Origin of the sequence: Streptomyces sp. NBC_01296 (assembly GCF_035984415.1) — a bacterium.
Classification (GTDB): Bacteria; Actinomycetota; Actinomycetes; order Streptomycetales; family Streptomycetaceae; genus Streptomyces.
On the sequence record NZ_CP130720.1, the window covers coordinates 2,755,361 to 2,771,912 of the forward strand.

Genomic DNA, 16,552 nt, shown 5'->3' on the forward strand with positions numbered 1-16,552 from the left:
CGGCCGGGGCCGATCGACGGATATTCCGCCGACCGGCCCCGGTGTTACGACACGGTACGAACCGCCTCGCGCTTACGCGCGGGGCTTCTCGCGCATCTCGTACGTCGCGATGACGTCGTCGATCTTGATGTCGTTGTAGCTGCCGAGGTTGATACCGCCCTCGAAGCCTTCGCGAATCTCGGTGACGTCGTCCTTGAAGCGGCGCAGACCGGAGATGTTGAGGTTCTCCGCGATGACCTTGCCATCGCGCAGGAGCCGCGCCTTGGTGTTGCGCTTGACCTCGCCGGACCGGATGAGGACACCGGCGATGTTGCCCAGCTTGGACGAGCGGAAGATCTCGCGGACCTCCGCCGTACCGAGCTCGACCTCTTCGTACTCCGGCTTGAGGAGACCCTTCAGGGCCGCCTCGATCTCCTCGATGGCCTGGTAGATCACCGAGTAGTAGCGGACGTCGACGCCCTCGCGGTCCGCCATCTGCGCGGCACGGCCGGCCGCACGGACGTTGTAACCGATGACGATGGCGTCGGAGCCCATCGCAAGCGAGATGTCGGACTCGGTGACCGCACCCACACCGCGGTGCAGGACCCGGATGTCGACCTCTTCACCGACGTCGAGCTGGAGCAGCGAGGACTCGAGAGCCTCGACCGCACCGGACGCGTCGCCCTTGATGATGAGGTTGAGTTCCTGGACCAGACCGGCCTTGAGGACCGAGTCGAGGTCTTCCAGGGACACCCGGCGGACGCGCTTGGCGAAGTTGGCGTTGCGCTCACGCGCAGCACGCTTCTCGGCGATCTGACGGGCGGTGCGGTCCTCGTCGACGACGAGGAAGTTGTCGCCGGCGCCGGGGACGTTGGTGAGACCCAGGACCAGGACGGGGGTCGACGGACCCGCTTCCTCGACGTTGTTGCCCTTGTCGTCGAGCATGGCGCGCACGCGGCCGTAGGCGTCGCCCACGACCATCGTGTCGCCGACGCGGAGGGTACCGCGCTGGACGAGGACGGTGGCGACGGCACCGCGGCCGCGGTCGAGGTGGGACTCGATCGCAATACCCTGAGCGTCCTGCTCCGGGTTGGCGCGCAGGTCGAGCGAGGCGTCGGCCGTGAGGACGACGGCCTCCAGCAGGGAGTCGATGTGCAGACCCTGCTTGGCGGAGATGTCGACGAACATCGTGTCGCCGCCGTACTCCTCGGCGACCAGGCCGAACTCGGTGAGCTGACCGCGCACCTTGACCGGGTCGGCACCCTCGACGTCGATCTTGTTGACCGCGACGACGATCGGGACGCCGGCGGCCTTGGCGTGGTTGAGCGCCTCGATCGTCTGCGGCATGACGCCGTCGTTGGCCGCGACCACGAGGATCGCGATGTCGGTCGACTTGGCACCACGGGCACGCATGGCGGTGAACGCCTCGTGACCCGGGGTGTCGATGAAGGTGATCTTGCGCTCTTCACCGTTGACCTCGGTACCGACCTGGTACGCACCGATGTGCTGCGTGATGCCGCCGGCCTCGCCCGCAACGACGTTCGTCTTGCGGATGGCGTCGAGCAGTCGGGTCTTACCGTGGTCGACGTGACCCATGACGGTCACGACCGGCGGACGCGGCATGAGGTATTCCTCGCCGCCCTCGTCCTCGCCGAACTCGATGTCGAAGCCCTCGAGGAGCTCGCGGTCCTCTTCCTCCGGGCTGACGATCTGGACGACGTAGTTCATCTCGCCGGCCAGCATCTCGAGCGTCTCGTCGGAGACGGACTGCGTGGCAGTGACCATCTCGCCGAGGTTCATCATCACGGCGACGAGCGACGCCGGGTTGGCGTTGATCTTCTCCGCGAAGTCGGTGAGGGAGGCACCGCGCGACAGGCGAACGGTCTCGCCCTGGCCGCGAGGCAGCATCACGCCGCCGACGGACGGGGCCTGCATGGCCTCGTACTCCTGGCGCCTCTGACGCTTGGACTTGCGACCACGACGGGCCGGACCACCGGGACGGCCGAAGGCACCCTGCGTGCCACCACGGGCACCGGGGCCACCGGGACGACCACCGAAGCCGGGACGACCGCCGCCGCCGGCACCCGCCGGACCGCCGCCGAAGCCGCCGCCACCGGGACGCGGGCCGCCGAAGCCGCCACCGCCGCCGGGACGCGAGCCCGGACCGGCCGGACGACCGGCGAAGCCGCCGCCCGCGGGACGACCGGCACCGCCGGGACGACCTGCGCCGCCCGCACCGGGACCACGGCCACCGGGGCCGCCACCGGGACGGGGACCGGGACCACCGGCAGCGGGACGCTGCGGCATCATGCCCGGGTTCGGACGGTTACCACCGGGAGCACCACCCGGACGCGGGGCGCCGCCCTGCGGACGGGGCATGCCGCCCGGGGTCGGACGACCGGCACCGGGACCCTGCGGACGCGGAGCGCCACCGGGGCCACCCTGCGGGCGGGGAGCACCCTGGCCGCCGCCGGCGCCGGGGGCACCGGGACGGGGAGCGCCGGCCGGACGGGGCGCCTGCGGGCGCGCCATGCCGGTGGAGCCACCAGAGGTGAACGGGTTGTTGCCCGGACGGGGACCGGCCGGACGGGCGCCCTGCGGACGCGGGGCCTGGCCACCGGGACCGGCGGGACGCTGTCCCTGGCCGCCGGGGGCGGAGCCGGCCGGACGCGGGGCGCCGGGACGGGCACCGGCCTGGCCACCCTGGGCCGCGGGACGCTGCTGCGCCGGACGCGGGCCGGGGGTCGCGCCGGGACCGGCGGGACGCTCCGTGCGCTCCGTGCGCTCGGCGCGCGCCGGGGCGGCCGGGGCCGCCGGAGGCGCGGAGAACTCGGTCGCCACGGGAGCCGCCGGAGCGGGCTTCGGGGCGGCCGGAGCCTTGGGACCGGGACGCGGGCCGGAAGCGGCCGGAGTCACCGGGGCGGACGCGCTGGGTGCCGCAGCCTCGGCAGCGGCCGGCTTGGGGGCCGGGGCGCCGGGCTTGGGGGCAGCGGGACGTGCAACAGCACCCGGGGTGGGAACCCCGGGCTTGGCGGGCGCAGCCTTGCGGGGCGCACCCGGCTTCGCAGCGGACTTGCCGGCGTTGCCGCTGGGCCCCTGCAGTGCGTCAGTCAACTTGCGTACAACCGGCGCCTCGATCGTCGAGGACGCCGAACGGACGAACTCACCGAGTTCCTGGAGCTTGGCCATGACGACCTTGCTCTCAACTCCGAACTCCTTGGCGAGTTCGTATACCCGGACCTTAGCCACTTCGCTCCTTTTAGGTCCGGGTTACGCCGGACCGTCGCTACTTCATGGGCGTACTCATCGCGTACTCATCGAGTGCTCATCGCAATCTCGACCTACTTCCAACTCGCGAGGTACCTGACCGCACGGGGTATCCGTGCCGTACTACTTCTTACGGTGTCGCCTCGGCCACGACGGCCACGGCTTTGCTCAGTCCGGTCGTGTCGAGTGCTCCCGGGGACCGAAGGGCCCGGGGGAACGCTCTGCGACGGACCGCCTTGTCCAGACAGACCACGGCAGGGTGCACATAGGCGCCCCGGCCGGGCAGCGTACCGCTTGGATCAGGGACGCATTCGTCCCCGACCGCCACGATGCGCAGCAGATCGCTCTTGGCCGCTCGCTCCCGACACCCCACACAGGTGCGTTCGGGGCATGCGCGGGCTTGCGTCCGGCCAGACACGCCTAAGTCTACCTCCCCGCACCGACCTCACCCCTTCGGGCGAAAAATCGAACGGATGTTGTCGAGATCTGCTGTCTTGATCCTGTCTACCTGCCGGACAGCTCCGGCAGGTACCGGATTTATTCCCCGTCCCGGCCCCGGTCGGCGTCCGGGGACACCTCGGTGTCGGGACGGATGTCGATGCGCCAGCCGGTGAGCCGAGCGGCGAGGCGGGCGTTCTGGCCCTCCTTGCCGATGGCCAGCGACAGCTGGTAGTCGGGCACGGTCACCCGGGCGGAGCGCGAGTCCCAGTCGACGACCTCGACCTTGCTCACCCGGGCGGGTGACAGCGCGTTCGCGACCATCTCCGCCGGGTCGTCGGACCAGTCGACGATGTCGATCTTCTCGCCGTGCAGCTCGGCCATGACATTGCGCACACGGGCGCCCATCGGGCCGATGCAGGCGCCCTTCGGGTTGAGGCCCGAGCGGGTGGACCGTACGGCGATCTTGGTGCGGTGGCCGGCCTCGCGGGCGATCGCCGAGATCTCGACGCTGCCGTCCGCGATCTCCGGGACCTCCAGCGCGAAGAGCTTCTTCACCAGGTTGGGGTGGGTGCGCGACAGGGTCACGGACGGACCGCGGACACCCTTCGCCACCCGTACGACGTACGCCTTGATGCGCAGGCCGTGCGTGTACTCCTCGCCGGGGACCTGCTCCTGCACCGGCAGGATGGCCTCGAGCTTGCCGATGTCGACGAGGACGTTCTTGGGGTCCTTGCCCTGCTGGACGACACCGGTGATGACGTCGCCCTCACGGCCGGCGAACTCGCCGAAGGTCAGGTCGTCCTCTGCGTCGCGCAGACGCTGCAGAATCACCTGCTTGGCGGTCGTCGCGGCGATCCGGCCGAAGTCCGACGGGGTGTCGTCGAACTCCTTGGCCTCCTGCCCCTCCTCCAGGTCCCGCGGGTCCTCCGTCGCCCACACGACGACGTGGCCGTTGGTGCGGTCCAGCTCCACGCGCGCGCGCCGGAAGCTGCCCTCGGTGCGGTGGTACGCGATGAGGAGGGCCGACTCGATCGCCTCGACGAGCAGGTCGAAGGAGATCTCCTTCTCCCGGACCAGACCCCGCAGGGCACTCATGTCGATGTCCACGGCTACGCCTCCTCTTCCTTCTTGTCCTTGCGGTTGAACTCGATCTCGACCCGCGCCTTGGCGATGTCGGTGAAAGCAATGCGGCGGGCGGTCGCCTTGCGGCCCTTCACGCCCGGAACCTCGAGGTCCATTCCCTCGTCGTCCACGTCGAGGATGCGGGCGATCAGTTCCTCGCCCTCCACCGGCTGGAACTTCACGAGGCGGCCGATCGCCCGTACGTAGTGACGGTGCTCGGTCAGCGGGCGGTCGGCGCCCGGCGAGCTCACTTCGAGGACATACTCGTCCTCGCCCATCACATCGGATTCGTCGAGCTTCTCGGAGACCTCGCGGCTCAGCTCGGCACACGCGTCCAGTTCCACGCCCTCGTCGGAGTCCACGATGATGCGCAGCATCCGGCGCTTGCCGGCCTTGGACATCTCGACGTCCTCGAGATCCAGGCCCTTGGCGGCGACGAGCGGCTCCAGCAATGCGCGCAGCCTGTCGCTCTGGGTGGTGCTCATCCGGGTGACTCCTCGGCCGCGTGTGCTGTTGTGGTTTACGTCGCGTGTCAGGTCAAAGGGTATCCGGTCGCGGAGGGTGTTGCCGTCCTCCGCGGGGACAGGGCCCCGGGTACGGTGATCACACCCTGTCCCGTCACCACCTTCGAGGACGTCGCCGTGCCCTGGACTTCGCCTTTGCGGCTCTCCCGCAGGAGCCTGCTCGCCGGTGCCGCCGGCGTGGCCGGCGCCGCGCTGCTCACCGGGTGCTCCGACGGGGACGGCTCGCCGGACACCGCCGTCGGGGTTCCACTCGAACGGCGGATGCGCGAGACAGCCGTTCGGGACAGCGAACGGCTGCTGGAACGTTACGACGCCACCGCCGCCGCCCATCCGGCCCTGGCCGCGCGCCTCGCGCCGCTGCGGGCCTCGGTCGCCGCGCACACCGGGGCACTGGCCTCCGCGGACTCCGCGACCCGCAAGCCCTCGGGCTCCGCCTCGCCCTCCTCCGCCGCCTCCGGCGCCGCCTCGTCCGCGCCGGCCGGCGCCCCCGCGGTGAGCGGCGAGCCCGTGCCGCCGAAGCCGGAGGAGGCCCTGACCGCCCTCGCGGACGCCGAGCGGAGCCTGTCCGAGGCCCGGACCATCGCCCTGGCCGGGGCGCCCGGGGAGCTGGCCCGGCTGCTGGCCTCGGTGGCCGCGTGCGGCGCCGTACACGCCTACCTGCTGACCTCGCCCCAGGGAGCCAAGCCGTGAAGCCCGAACCCTCTCCCGCGAACCGCGCCCTCGAAGCCGCGCAGTCGGCGCTCGCCGCCGAGCACGCGGCCGCGTACGGGTACGGGGTGATCGGCGCGCGAGCCGCTTCCGCGCGCTCCGCCGAGGCCCGCGAGGCGCACGGCGGCCACCTGTCCCGCCGGGACGCGCTCGCCCGGACGGTGCGCGAGATGGGCGGTTCGCCGCGGCCCGCGGAGGCGGCGTACGCCCTGCCCTTCGAGGTGCGCACCCCGGCCGATGCCGAGCGGCTGGCCGCCGAGATCGAGGACCGGGTGGCGGGTGCTTACTCCGACCTGGTGCGGGCGGCGGACGGCCGGTTGCGCCGCGAGGCGGCCGACGCGCTGAGCGCCGCGGCCGTGCGCGCGGCACGCTGGCGTGGTGTCGGCGTAGCCTTCCCTGGGCTCACGGAACGTGGAGAACGAGCCCGGACCAGCTGAAAGGGATCACGCACGCATGGCTTTCGAACCGCCGCAGCGGCTTGTACGGGCGCTCGGCGAGACGCCGGATCCGGCCCATGACGCGGACTGGCTGGGGCAGTTGCCCCGGCTCGCCGAGGAGGCGCTGGCCCGGCGTGGGGTCCAGGCCCAGCGGGTGCAGGCCCCGGGCGGCCGGAGCAGTCTGGTCGTCCTCGTCCACTACGCCGACGGGACCCCGGCCGCGGTGAAGCTGGCTCCCCCGTCCGCGCGCCCCGACCGGGAGCTGGCCGCGCTGGCGCACTGGGGCGGGTTCGGCGCCGTACGGGTCCTCGACACCCGCCACCACGAGGAGGACGGGGCACTGCTGCTGGAGCGGCTCCACCCGGAGGTGTCGTTGCGGTCGCTGCCGGAGGCGAAGGCCCTGCTGGAGGCGAGCGGGACGCTGCGCAGGCTGTGGGTGGCCCCGCCGGCCGGGCACCTGTTCGAGACGGTGGCCGAGCGCACCGCGCAGCAGGCGGAGGTGCTGCGCAAGGCCCCGCCGGAGACCGAGGCGCTGGCGTCCGCCGCGCTCGCGGTCCGCGAGGAGCTGACGGCGCTGCCCGGCGAAGAGCTGCTGCTGCACGGGAACTTCCGGCAGGGCAAGGTGCTGGCGGGCGAGCGGGCTCCGTGGCTGGCGGTCGGTCCGGACCCGCTGGTCGGGGACCGTGCGTACGACCTGGCCCGGCTGGTCCGGGACCGGCTGGAGGACCAGGTCGCGTCCTCGGCGGGGGCGGCGGGCGCCCGGCGCCGGGTGAACAAGCTGGCCGACTCCCTGGAGGTCGACCGGGACCGGCTGCGGGGCTGGACGCTGTTCCGCGCGGTGGAGTCCGGGAACCGGGCGCTGGCCGCGGGGCGGCGCCGGGACGCGGAGCTGCTGCTGGAGTTCGCGGCCTGGTTGTAGGGAATACCGTAGATACGGGTAGGTGCCCCGCAGACAGGCGCCCCGCAGGAGGCCGTCATGGTCCAGGAACTGCTGACAGCGGGAATCGCGGCGGCCGCAGGAGTCGCGGTGTACGCGGGCGTGGCCGCACGGGTGGTGCGGCAGTACGAGCGGGGTTTGGTCTTCCGCTTCGGCCGCCTGCGGGAGGGGATCCGCGGGCCCGGCTTCACCATGATCCTCCCGTTCATCGACCGCCTGCTCAAGGTGAACATGCAGATCGTGACGCTGCCGGTGCCCGCGCAGGAGGGCATCACGCGGGACAACGTCACGGTGCGGGTGGACGCGGTCGTGTACTTCAAGGTCGTGGACCCGGCGAACGCGATCATCGAGGTGGAGGACTACCGTTTCGCGGTCTCGCAGATGGCGCAGACCTCGCTGCGCTCGATCATCGGCAAATCGGACCTGGACGATCTGCTGTCCAACCGGGAGCAGCTGAACCAGGGGCTGGAGCTGATGATCGACAGCCCGGCGGTGGGATGGGGCGTGCAGATCGACCGGGTCGAGATCAAGGACGTCTCGCTGCCGGAGACGATGAAGCGGTCGATGGCGCGGCAGGCGGAGGCGGACCGCGAGCGGCGGGCGCGGGTCATCAACGCGGATGCGGAGCTTCAGGCTTCGCGGAAGCTGGCCGAGGCGGCGGCGGTGATGTCGGAGCAGCCGGCGGCGCTGCAGTTGCGGCTGCTGCAGACGGTGGTGGCGGTGGCTGCGGAGAAGAACTCCACGCTGGTCCTCCCCTTCCCGGTGGAACTCCTCCGCTTCCTGGAACGCGCCGCCCCGGCCCAAACGGCCCCGGACCCGGCGGCCACACCCCCACGCAAGGCCTCGCCGCCCCCGGCCCCCGCAGTCAACGCTTCGCCGACCTCTGGCCTTGCACTCAACGCCTCATCGGCCCCCGACCACCCCGCACTCAACGCTTCACCGGCCCCCGACCCCGCAGTGGACGGCACCCCGGACCCCGAACCCCCCGTGGACGGCACCCCGGACCCCGAACCCCCCGTGGACGGCTCGCCGGATGCCGACCCCGCGCGAAACGGCTCCCTGGGCTGCGGAGCAGCGCTGAACGCCTCGCCGGCCCCCGACCCCGCAGTGGACGGCTCGCCGGGCCGTGGCCCTGCGTTGGACGGCTCCGGGAATCCCGGACCCACGCCGGACGGATCCCTGGAGCCGGGCACCGGGCTGGACGGCTCCCCGGGCCCCGGACCGAGCGTGGACGGTTCGCCGGGCCCGGACGCTGCCACCGCACCCGGCACGGACGAAGCACAGCCCGGGTGACCGCTCCCGCTGCGCGGGGCCTTCTCCCCGCCCCGCCCTTTCTCCGTTTCCCGGGCTCTGCCCGGACCCGCGCCTCAAACGCCGGCGGGGCTGGAGTTCCCCCGGTCGGGCCGGATGGCGCCGGAGCGCCATGTCAGCCCGCCCAGCGTTTGAGGCGCGGGGGTCCGGGGGCGGAGCCCCCGGTTTCGGGAAGGGGCGGGGCGGGGAGAAGGCCCCGCGCAGCGGCACCCGGCACCCCGTGGACGGCACCCCGCACCCAGTGATCAGCAGCCGTTGGCCGGTCGCAGGCAGCCGGTGGCCAGTGGCCCGCCCCCTGGAGGCGGGCAGCCGGTCGCCGGCAGTTGGTGCCCCGCCACCGGAGGCCGACAGCGGGTGGCCGGCAGCCCGAACCCGGCAGCACGCGGTACGCACCCCATGGCCGGACGGCGGGCCACGCGGCACGCACCCCGCACCCCGTGGCCGGAGGCCGGAAGCCCGCAGACGGTGGCTCCCGGGCGTCAGGGCATCAGGGCATCAGGGCATCAGGCGGGACAGGGCTTCCGACAGGGGGAGTTCCTCGCGGGTGCCCGTGGCGCGGTGCTGGAGTTCGACCACCTCGTCCGCCGAGCGGCGGCCCGCGACCAGGATCCACGGGACGCCGATCAGTTCCGCGTCCGTGAGCTTCACGCCCGGGGACAGGCCCGGGCGGTCGTCCAGCAGGACCCGCAGCCCGGACCCCGCCAGGGCCTCGGCCGCCTGCTCCGCCAGCGCCAGCGGAACCGCCTTGCCCGCCGCCACCACGTGGACGTCCGCCGGGGCCACCGCCGCGGGCCAGGCCAATCCCCGCGCGTCGGCGGTCTGTTCGGCCAGCGCGGCCACCGCCCGCGAGACGCCGATGCCGTACGAGCCCATCGTGACCCGCACCGGCTTGCCCTCCCGGCCCAGCACGTCCAGCCCGAACGCGTCCGCGTACTTGCGGCCCAGCTGGAAGATGTGCCCGATCTCGATCGCGCGGTCCAGCCGGAGCCCGGCGCCGCAGCGCGGGCAGGGGTCGCCGGGCTCGACGACGACCACGTCGAGGTACTGGTCCACCTCGAAGTCCCGCCCGCAGACCACGTTCCGGGCGTGCGTGTTCTCGCGGTTGGCCCCCGTCACCCACGAAGTGCCGGGCGCGACACGGGGGTCGGCCAGGTAGCGGACCTTGCCGAGACCCTGCGGGCCCACGTAGCCGCGTACCAGGTCCGGGCGGTCGACGAAGTCCTCGGCCGTCACCAACTCCACGACCGCCGGGGCCAGATGCTCGCCGAGCTTGCCGAGGTCCACCTCCCGGTCGCCGGGTACGCCCACGGCCGTGATCTCGCCGTCGACCTTCACCAGGAGGTTCTTCAGCGTCGCCGACGCGGGCACGCCGAGGTGCGCGGCGAGGGTCTCGATCGTCGGGGTGTCGGGGGTGTCCACCTCCTCGAGCGCGGGGTGCTCGGCGTCCACCGGGGTCAGCGCGAAGGTCACGGCCTCCGTGTTCGCCGCGTAGTCGCAGGACGGGCAGTCCACGAACGTGTCCTCGCCCGCCGGCGCGGGCGCCAGGAACTCCTCCGACGCCGAGCCGCCCATGGCGCCCGACACCGCCGACACGATGCGGTGGTCCAGGCCGAGGCGCTCGAAGATGCGCTGGTACGCGGCCCGGTGCAGGGCGTAGGACTCCGCGAGACCGTCGTCGCTCACGTCGAAGGAGTACGAGTCCTTCATCTGGAACTCGCGGCCGCGCAGCACGCCGGACCGCGGCCGGGCCTCGTCGCGGTACTTGGTCTGGATCTGGTAGAGCATGACCGGCAGGTCCTTGTAGGACGTGCACTGGTCCTTCACCACCAGGGTGAAGATCTCCTCGTGGGTGGGGCCGAGGAGGTAGTCCGCGCCCTTGCGGTCCTTGAGCCGGAAGAGCAGGTCCCCGTACTCCGTCCAGCGCCCGCTGACCTCGTACGGCTCCTTCGGCAGCAGCGCCGGGAGCAGGACCTCCTGGGCCCCGATGGCGTCCATCTCCTCGCGGACGATGCGCGAGACGTTGTCGAGGACCTTCTTGCCGAGCGGCAGCCAGGTCCACACGCCCGCGGAGCTGCGGCGGACGTATCCGGCGCGGACGAGGAGCCGGTGGCTGAGGGTCTCCGCGTCGGCCGGGTCCTCGCGGAGGGTCTTGGCCATGAGGCGGGACATGCGCTGCACGTGTTGCGATGACATGACGGGAGGCTACCGGGGGCACCGGGTCCCCCGGAAACCCGTTTTCAGGCGCGCCGGAGCGGCAGTGGCGCCCCCATCACGGCGTACGGGAGGCTCGCGCTCGGGAAGTGCACCTGGCGGGCCAGGTCCGTGTAGCCGAGGACCCGGTAGAGCCCGCGGGCCGGGCTTTCGGTGTCGATGGCGGAGAGGATGGAGCGGGGCTCCTCGGCGGCGTCGGTGAGCCGGGTGATGAGGGTGCGGCCGACGCCGTGGCCCTGGAAGCCGGGGTGGACGTGCAGCTCGGTGATCACGAAGGCACCGTCGAGCCAGCCGTCGTGCCCCTCGGCCCGCAGGTACGGCTCGACGACCGAGGACCACCAGTACGCCCGGTCGTTCGGCATCCCGTACACGAACCCGGCGAGCGCCCCGTCCTCGGTGAACGCACCGAGCGCGCGGGCTCCGCGGCAGGTCATGTGGCGCTGCACGATGTAGCGCCGGATGCCGACCTCCTCCTCGCTGAGCCCGAAGGCCACGGCCTGCACGCGCAGCGCCTCGTCCACGCGGTCGGCGAGGTCGAGCCGGCCGATGCGGAGTCCGGCGGGCCGGTCGGGGTCGTCGCCCCCGGGGGTAGGCAGCATGCCGCGACCTTACTGGGCGTTCCCCCGCCCCGTCCGTACGGCCCCCACCCCTGCGGCGCTCGGCCGCGGCGACGTTCGGAGCGCGGGGTTCGGTGCCAGCGCCCCGACCGCGTCTAAAAGAGCACGCTCATGAACGCGCCGACCTCGCGGAATCCCACCCGCCGGTACGCCGCCCGTGCCGCGGTGTTGAAGTCGTTGACGTACAGGCTGACCACGGGCGCGACATCGCGCAGCGCGAACTCGACGACGGCGGCCATCCCGGTCTCGGAGTGCCCGCGGCCGCGGAACTCGGGGTCCACCCACACGCCCTGGATCTGGCAGGCCCTGGCGGTCGCGGCGCCGATCTCCGCCTTGAAGACGACCTTGCCGTCTTCGATGCGGGCGAAGGAGCGGCCGGTGCCGACCAGCTCGGCGACCCGGGCCTGGTAGAGCAGCCCGCCGTCGCCCGCCATCGGCGAGACGCCGACCTCCTCGGTGAACATGGCCACGCAGGCGGGCATGATCACGTCCATCTCGTCCTTGCGGATCCGCCGCACCAGCGGGTCGGCGCGCACGTCCGCGGACGCCTGCTCGGTGACCATGAGCGGCTGGTGGGAGCGGACGTCGCGGGCGGGTCCCCAGCTGGGCTCCAGGAGCCGCCACAGCAGCCGGGTGGCGTCGGCGGGGCCGACGATGGAGGAGCAGCGGCGGCCGGTGCGGCGGGCCCGGTCGGCGAAGGCGCGGACGGCGTCGGAGTCGGCGCAGGCGGGGACCAGGTTGGCGCCCGCGTAGCAGAGGGAGCGCAGCTCCCCGTCGGCGTAGTAGCCCCACATCTCGCCGCCCAGACGCCAGGGGTCGAGTCCGGCGACCTGGACCCGGGAGGTGACGAAGGCGTTCTCGACCGGCTCACGTCCGAGGACTTCAAGGGCGGCGTCGAGATCACTGGGCTCAAGGACCCGGGTGGTGGTCTGCGTCAACACTGGGGCCTCACCATACAAGTCTGCTGATCTCCGAACTGTACCCGCCGCCACCTGAGGATGCCTGGTCCCACGGGTCACGAAAAAGCCCCGGCCCCGCCCGCGAGCTGCGGGAACGGGGCCGGGGCCGATGCGTGCGGGGCGCCGCCGGGGCGCCCGGGATGCTCAGACGCCGATGGCGACGGTGGGCTCGCCGGACATCACGCCGTCCTTCTCCATCTGCTCGGCGATCTTCATCGCCTCTTCGATGAGGGTCTCCACGATCTTCGACTCGGGGACGGTCTTGATGACCTCGCCCTTCACGAAGATCTGGCCCTTGCCGTTGCCGGAGGCGACACCGAGGTCGGCCTCGCGGGCCTCGCCCGGGCCGTTGACGACGCAGCCCATGACCGCGACGCGCAGCGGGACCTCCATGCCCTCTAGGCCCGCCGTGACCTCCTCGGCCAGCTTGTAGACGTCCACCTGGGCGCGGCCGCAGGACGGGCAGGAGACGATCTCCAGGCGGCGCGGCTTGAGGTTCAGCGACTCCAGGATCTGGATGCCGACCTTGATCTCCTCGACCGGCGGGGCCGAGAGGGAGACGCGGATGGTGTCGCCGATGCCCTCGGAGAGCAGTGCGCCGAAGGCGACGGCGGACTTGATGGTGCCCTGGAAGGCGGGGCCGGCCTCGGTGACGCCGAGGTGCAGCGGGTACGTGCACTGGGCGGCGAGCTGGCGGTAGGCGTTAACCATGACGACCGGGTCGTTGTGCTTGACCGAGATCTTGATGTCGCTGAAGCCGTGCTCCTCGAAGAGGGAGGCCTCCCACAGCGCGGACTCGACGAGCGCCTCGGGGGTGGCCTTGCCGTACTTCTTGAGCAGCCGGGCGTCGAGGGAGCCGGCGTTGACGCCGATGCGGATCGGAGTGCGCGCGTCGTTGGCGGCCTTCGCGATCTCCTTGACCTTGTCGTCGAACTGCTTGATGTTGCCCGGGTTCACGCGGACGGCGGCGCAGCCGGCGTCGATCGCGGCGAACACGTACTTGGGCTGGAAGTGGATGTCGGCGATGACCGGGATCTGCGACTTCTTCGCGATGACGGCGAGGGCGTCGGCGTCGTCCTGGGTCGGGCAGGCCACGCGCACGATGTCGCAGCCGGAGGCGGTCAGCTCGGCGATCTGCTGGAGCGTGGCGCCGATGTCGGAGGTCCGGGTGGTCGTCATCGACTGCACCGAGATCTGTGAGTCGCCGCCGACGGCCACCGAGCCGACCTGGATCTTGCGGCTGACCCTGCGGTCGGCAAGCTTCGTCGGCACGGCCGGCATTCCGAGAGAGATGGCAGTCATCTGCTGTGCAACCCCAAGGTGTGGATCAAGGTCCCGAGATCGGCGGGCTCCAGGCTTCGAGATTACGCCAACCACGGGGCGGCCCTTGCATCCGAGGGCCGGGAACACCCGAACGTAGGGGGCCGGGCACGAAGCGTGCCCGGCTCCCCGTACGGCCGGCGTACATGCGGACGTACTAGGTGATCTTGATCGGGTTCACCACGTCCGCCACGAGCACGAGCAGCGTGAAGCAGACGAACACTCCGGCCACCACGTACGCGGCGGGCATCAGCTTCGCCACGTCGAACGGGCCGGGGTCGGGGCGCCGGAAGACCCGGGCCACGGTGCGCCGGACCGACTCCCACAGGGCGCCCGCGATGTGCCCGCCGTCGAGCGGGAGCAGCGGGAGCATGTTGAACAGGAACAGCGAGAGGTTGAAGAACCCGACGAGCTGGAGGAAGAACACCAGCCGCTGCTCGGCCGGGATGTCCAGGGTGGCGATCTCGCCGCTGATCCGGGCCGCGCCGACGATGCCCATCGGGGAGTCGGGCTCGCGCTCGGCTCCGCTGAAGGCCGCGTTCCACAGCGCCGGGATCTTGGCGGGGAGCTTGACCAGGCCCTGGACGCTGTTGTCGACGACCTCGCCCATGTGGTCCACGGACTGGCCGAAGGACAGCGGGGCGATCTCGCTCTTCGGGCTGAAGCCGAGCCAGCCGGCCGTCACGTACTGGCCCTTGACGTAACCGCCGTGGCCGTCCGTCTTGGCGACCTTGTTCTCGATCAGGTCGACCGGGAGCGTCTGCTGCTTCCCGTCCCGGACGACCGTGACGGTGGCGGGGCCGACCGTGTCGCGGATCTGCTTCTGCAGGGCCGCCCAGTCGGCCACCTTGTGGCCGTTGAACGCCACGATCCGGTCCCCGGCCGTCAGGCCGGCGGCCTTGGCCGGGGCGACCGGGTCGCCGGCCTTGCAGATCTCGCGCTTCTCGCTCTGCTGGATGACGCACGGCGAGACGCTCGCGACCTGCGTGGTCGTCTGGTTGATCCCGAAGCTCATCCAGACGCCGAAGAAGATCGCCAGCGCCAGCACCAGGTTCATGAACGGGCCCGCGAACATCACGATCACGCGCTTCCACGGCCTGCGCGTGTAGAACAGCCGCGTCTCGTCGCCGGGCTGGAGCTCCTCGTACGCCGCCGAGCGCGCGTCCTCGATCATCGAGCGGAACGGCGAGGTCGACCGGGCGGTCACCTTGCCGTCCTCGCCGGGCGGGAACATCCCGATCATGCGGATGTAGCCGCCCATCGGGATGGCCTTGATCCCGTACTCGGTCTCGCCCTTGTTCCGCGACCAGATGGTCGGGCCGAAGCCGACCATGTACTGGGGCACGCGGATGCCGAAGAGCTTGGCCGTCGAGAGGTGGCCGAGCTCGTGCCAGGCGATGGAGACGAGCAGCCCGAATACGAAGATGAGTATTCCGAGCACCGTCATGAGTGCTGTCATGCGCGCGCCTCCACGGCGGCCTGGGCCGCCATCTCCTGTGCCCGGGCCCTGGCCCAGGTCTCTGCTTCGAGGACGTCTGCGACCGTGAGAGAAGTTCCCGCGTCCGGCGTTCCGTGCTCATCGACCACGGCAGAGACCGTATCCATGATTGCTGTGAACGGCAGCCGACCGGCCAGGAACGCCTCCACGCACTCCTCGTTCGCCGCATTGAACACGGCGGGGGCGGTGGAGCCCACGGTACCCACGTGCCGGGCCAGTCCCACCGACGGGAAAGCCTCGGTGTCCAGCGGGAAGAACTCCCAGGTCGACGCCTTGGTCCAGTCGAAGGCGGAGGCCGCGTCCGGAACGCGCTCGGGCCAGCCGAGGCCGATCGCGATGGGGCCGCGCATGTCCGGCGGGGTGGCCTGGGCGAGCGTGGAGCCGTCGGAGAACTCCACCATCGAGTGGACGTAGGACTGCGGATGGACCACGACCTCGATGCGGTCGAAGGGGATGTCGTAGAGCAGGTGCGCCTCGATGACCTCCAGCCCCTTGTTGACCAGGGTCGCCGAGTTGATGGTGATCACCGGGCCCATGGCCCAGGTGGGGTGCGCGAGGGCGTCCTTGACGGTGACGTGGGCCAGCTCGGCGCGGGTGCGGCCGCGGAAGGGTCCGCCGGAGGCGGTGACCACGAGCTTGCGGACATCGGCCCGGGTGCCGGCGGCGAGGGCCTGGAAGAGGGCCGCGTGCTCGGAGTCGACCGGGATGATCTGGCCGGGCTTCGCGAGGGCCTTGACCAGCGGGCCGCCGACGATCAGCGACTCCTTGTTGGCCAGGGCCAGGGTGCGGCCCGCCCGCAGCGCGGCGAGGGTGGGCGCGAGGCCGATGGAACCGGTGATGCCGTTGAGGACGGTGTGGCACTCGGAGGCGGCGAGCTCGGTCGCCGCGTCGGGCCCGGCCAGGATCTCGGGCAGCGGCTCGGAGGCGCCGTACTGGGCGTTCAGCGCCTCTTTCAGGGCCGGTACGACGTCCTCGCGGGCGACGGCCACGGTGTTCACCCGCAGCTGCCGGGCCTGCTCGGCCAGCAGCCCGACGCGCCCGCCGGCGGCGGACAGCGCGGTCACCCGGAACCGGTCGGGGTTGCGCAGGGCGAGGTCGATGGCCTGGGTCCCGATGGACCCGGTGGACCCGAGGATGACGATGTCCCGCCGGCCGGCCGCGGGGTCGAAGAGGAGGTGCGGATCGGCGAGGGGGGCTGGGCGGTCGCTCATGCCCCCCATT

At 71.9% G+C, this 16,552-nt stretch carries 13 protein-coding genes and 1 pseudogene; 4 read left to right on the forward strand and 10 right to left on the reverse strand.

Going from position 1 to position 16,552, the window contains the following annotated elements:
• Nucleotides 1-72: 72 nt before the first annotated feature.
• From infB to rimP, 4 genes are all read right to left on the reverse strand, one after another.
• The gene (infB, locus tag OG299_RS12160) at nt 73-3,228 is read right to left on the reverse strand and encodes a translation initiation factor IF-2 (RefSeq protein WP_327361501.1); all 3,156 of its coding nucleotides are present in this window, start codon (nt 3,226-3,228) and stop codon (nt 73-75) included.
• 148 nt (nt 3,229-3,376) lie between these two features.
• Nucleotides 3,377-3,664, reverse strand: coding sequence for a YlxR family protein (locus OG299_RS12165; RefSeq protein WP_078988735.1), 288 nt, complete (start codon nt 3,662-3,664; stop codon nt 3,377-3,379).
• 119 nt (nt 3,665-3,783) lie between these two features.
• The gene (nusA, locus tag OG299_RS12170) at nt 3,784-4,794 is read right to left on the reverse strand and encodes a transcription termination factor NusA (RefSeq protein WP_266636246.1); all 1,011 of its coding nucleotides are present in this window, start codon (nt 4,792-4,794) and stop codon (nt 3,784-3,786) included.
• A gap of 2 nt (nt 4,795-4,796) precedes the next feature.
• On the reverse strand, nt 4,797-5,294 hold the full coding sequence (gene rimP, locus OG299_RS12175) for a ribosome maturation factor RimP (protein WP_327361502.1): 498 nt from the start codon (nt 5,292-5,294) through the stop codon (nt 4,797-4,799).
• Nucleotides 5,295-5,408: 114 nt separating this feature from the next.
• Here rimP and OG299_RS12180 point away from each other — a divergent pair, with 114 nt between their 5' ends.
• The 4 genes and pseudogenes from OG299_RS12180 to OG299_RS12195 form a co-directional block, all read left to right on the forward strand.
• Complete coding sequence (locus OG299_RS12180; protein WP_327361503.1) at nt 5,409-6,023, forward strand: hypothetical protein; 615 nt, start codon at nt 5,409-5,411, stop codon at nt 6,021-6,023.
• Nucleotides 6,020-6,478 carry a ferritin-like domain-containing protein gene (locus OG299_RS12185; protein ID WP_266636252.1) on the forward strand — a complete coding sequence of 153 codons (459 nt, stop codon included), beginning with the start codon at nt 6,020-6,022 and terminating at the stop codon, nt 6,476-6,478. The genes OG299_RS12180 and OG299_RS12185 overlap by 4 nt, the downstream gene beginning before the upstream one ends.
• A gap of 16 nt (nt 6,479-6,494) precedes the next feature.
• Complete coding sequence (locus OG299_RS12190) at nt 6,495-7,397, forward strand: aminoglycoside phosphotransferase family protein (protein ID WP_327361504.1); 903 nt, start codon at nt 6,495-6,497, stop codon at nt 7,395-7,397.
• A gap of 57 nt (nt 7,398-7,454) precedes the next feature.
• Nucleotides 7,455-8,459 (forward strand): annotated as a pseudogene (locus tag OG299_RS12195) (SPFH domain-containing protein); the annotation flags it as partial.
• A 762-nt stretch (nt 8,460-9,221) separates the two neighbouring features.
• On the opposite strand, the gene OG299_RS12200 reads toward OG299_RS12195, so the two are convergent.
• From OG299_RS12200 to dxr, 6 genes are all read right to left on the reverse strand, one after another.
• A complete protein-coding gene (locus tag OG299_RS12200) occupies nt 9,222-10,919 on the reverse strand; it encodes a proline--tRNA ligase (protein WP_327361506.1) in 1,698 nt (565 codons plus the stop codon).
• 44 nt (nt 10,920-10,963) lie between these two features.
• The gene (locus OG299_RS12205) at nt 10,964-11,536 is read right to left on the reverse strand and encodes a GNAT family N-acetyltransferase (RefSeq protein WP_266636260.1); all 573 of its coding nucleotides are present in this window, start codon (nt 11,534-11,536) and stop codon (nt 10,964-10,966) included.
• A 113-nt stretch (nt 11,537-11,649) separates the two neighbouring features.
• Nucleotides 11,650-12,495, reverse strand: a complete 846-nt coding sequence (locus tag OG299_RS12210; RefSeq protein ID WP_266636262.1) for a GNAT family N-acetyltransferase — start codon at nt 12,493-12,495, stop codon at nt 11,650-11,652.
• A gap of 162 nt (nt 12,496-12,657) precedes the next feature.
• Nucleotides 12,658-13,815, reverse strand: a complete 1,158-nt coding sequence (gene ispG / locus OG299_RS12215; protein ID WP_266636264.1) for a flavodoxin-dependent (E)-4-hydroxy-3-methylbut-2-enyl-diphosphate synthase — start codon at nt 13,813-13,815, stop codon at nt 12,658-12,660.
• 175 nt (nt 13,816-13,990) lie between these two features.
• Entirely contained in the window at nt 13,991-15,292 is a 1,302-nt protein-coding gene (locus tag OG299_RS12220; RefSeq protein WP_266636266.1) for a M50 family metallopeptidase, read from the reverse strand.
• Complete coding sequence (gene dxr / locus OG299_RS12225) at nt 15,289-16,542, reverse strand: 1-deoxy-D-xylulose-5-phosphate reductoisomerase (protein ID WP_327361507.1); 1,254 nt, start codon at nt 16,540-16,542, stop codon at nt 15,289-15,291. The genes OG299_RS12220 and dxr overlap by 4 nt, the downstream gene beginning before the upstream one ends.
• Between the last annotated feature and the right edge of the window lie 10 nt (nt 16,543-16,552).

Bases quoted from the DNA above. Each gene is read 5' to 3' on its own strand.
- OG299_RS12205 (WP_266636260.1), bottom strand. From the start codon at position 11,536: ATGCTGCCTACCCCCGGGGGCGACGACCCCGACCGGCCCGCCGGACTC.
- OG299_RS12200 (WP_327361506.1), bottom strand. From the start codon at position 10,919: ATGTCATCGCAACACGTGCAGCGCATGTCCCGCCTCATGGCCAAGACC.
- OG299_RS12220 (WP_266636266.1), bottom strand. From the start codon at position 15,292: ATGACAGCACTCATGACGGTGCTCGGAATACTCATCTTCGTATTCGGG.
- ispG (WP_266636264.1), bottom strand. From the start codon at position 13,815: ATGACTGCCATCTCTCTCGGAATGCCGGCCGTGCCGACGAAGCTTGCC.
- dxr (WP_327361507.1), bottom strand. From the start codon at position 16,542: ATGAGCGACCGCCCAGCCCCCCTCGCCGATCCGCACCTCCTCTTCGAC.
- OG299_RS12190 (WP_327361504.1), top strand. From the start codon at position 6,495: ATGGCTTTCGAACCGCCGCAGCGGCTTGTACGGGCGCTCGGCGAGACG.
- rimP (WP_327361502.1), bottom strand. From the start codon at position 5,294: ATGAGCACCACCCAGAGCGACAGGCTGCGCGCATTGCTGGAGCCGCTC.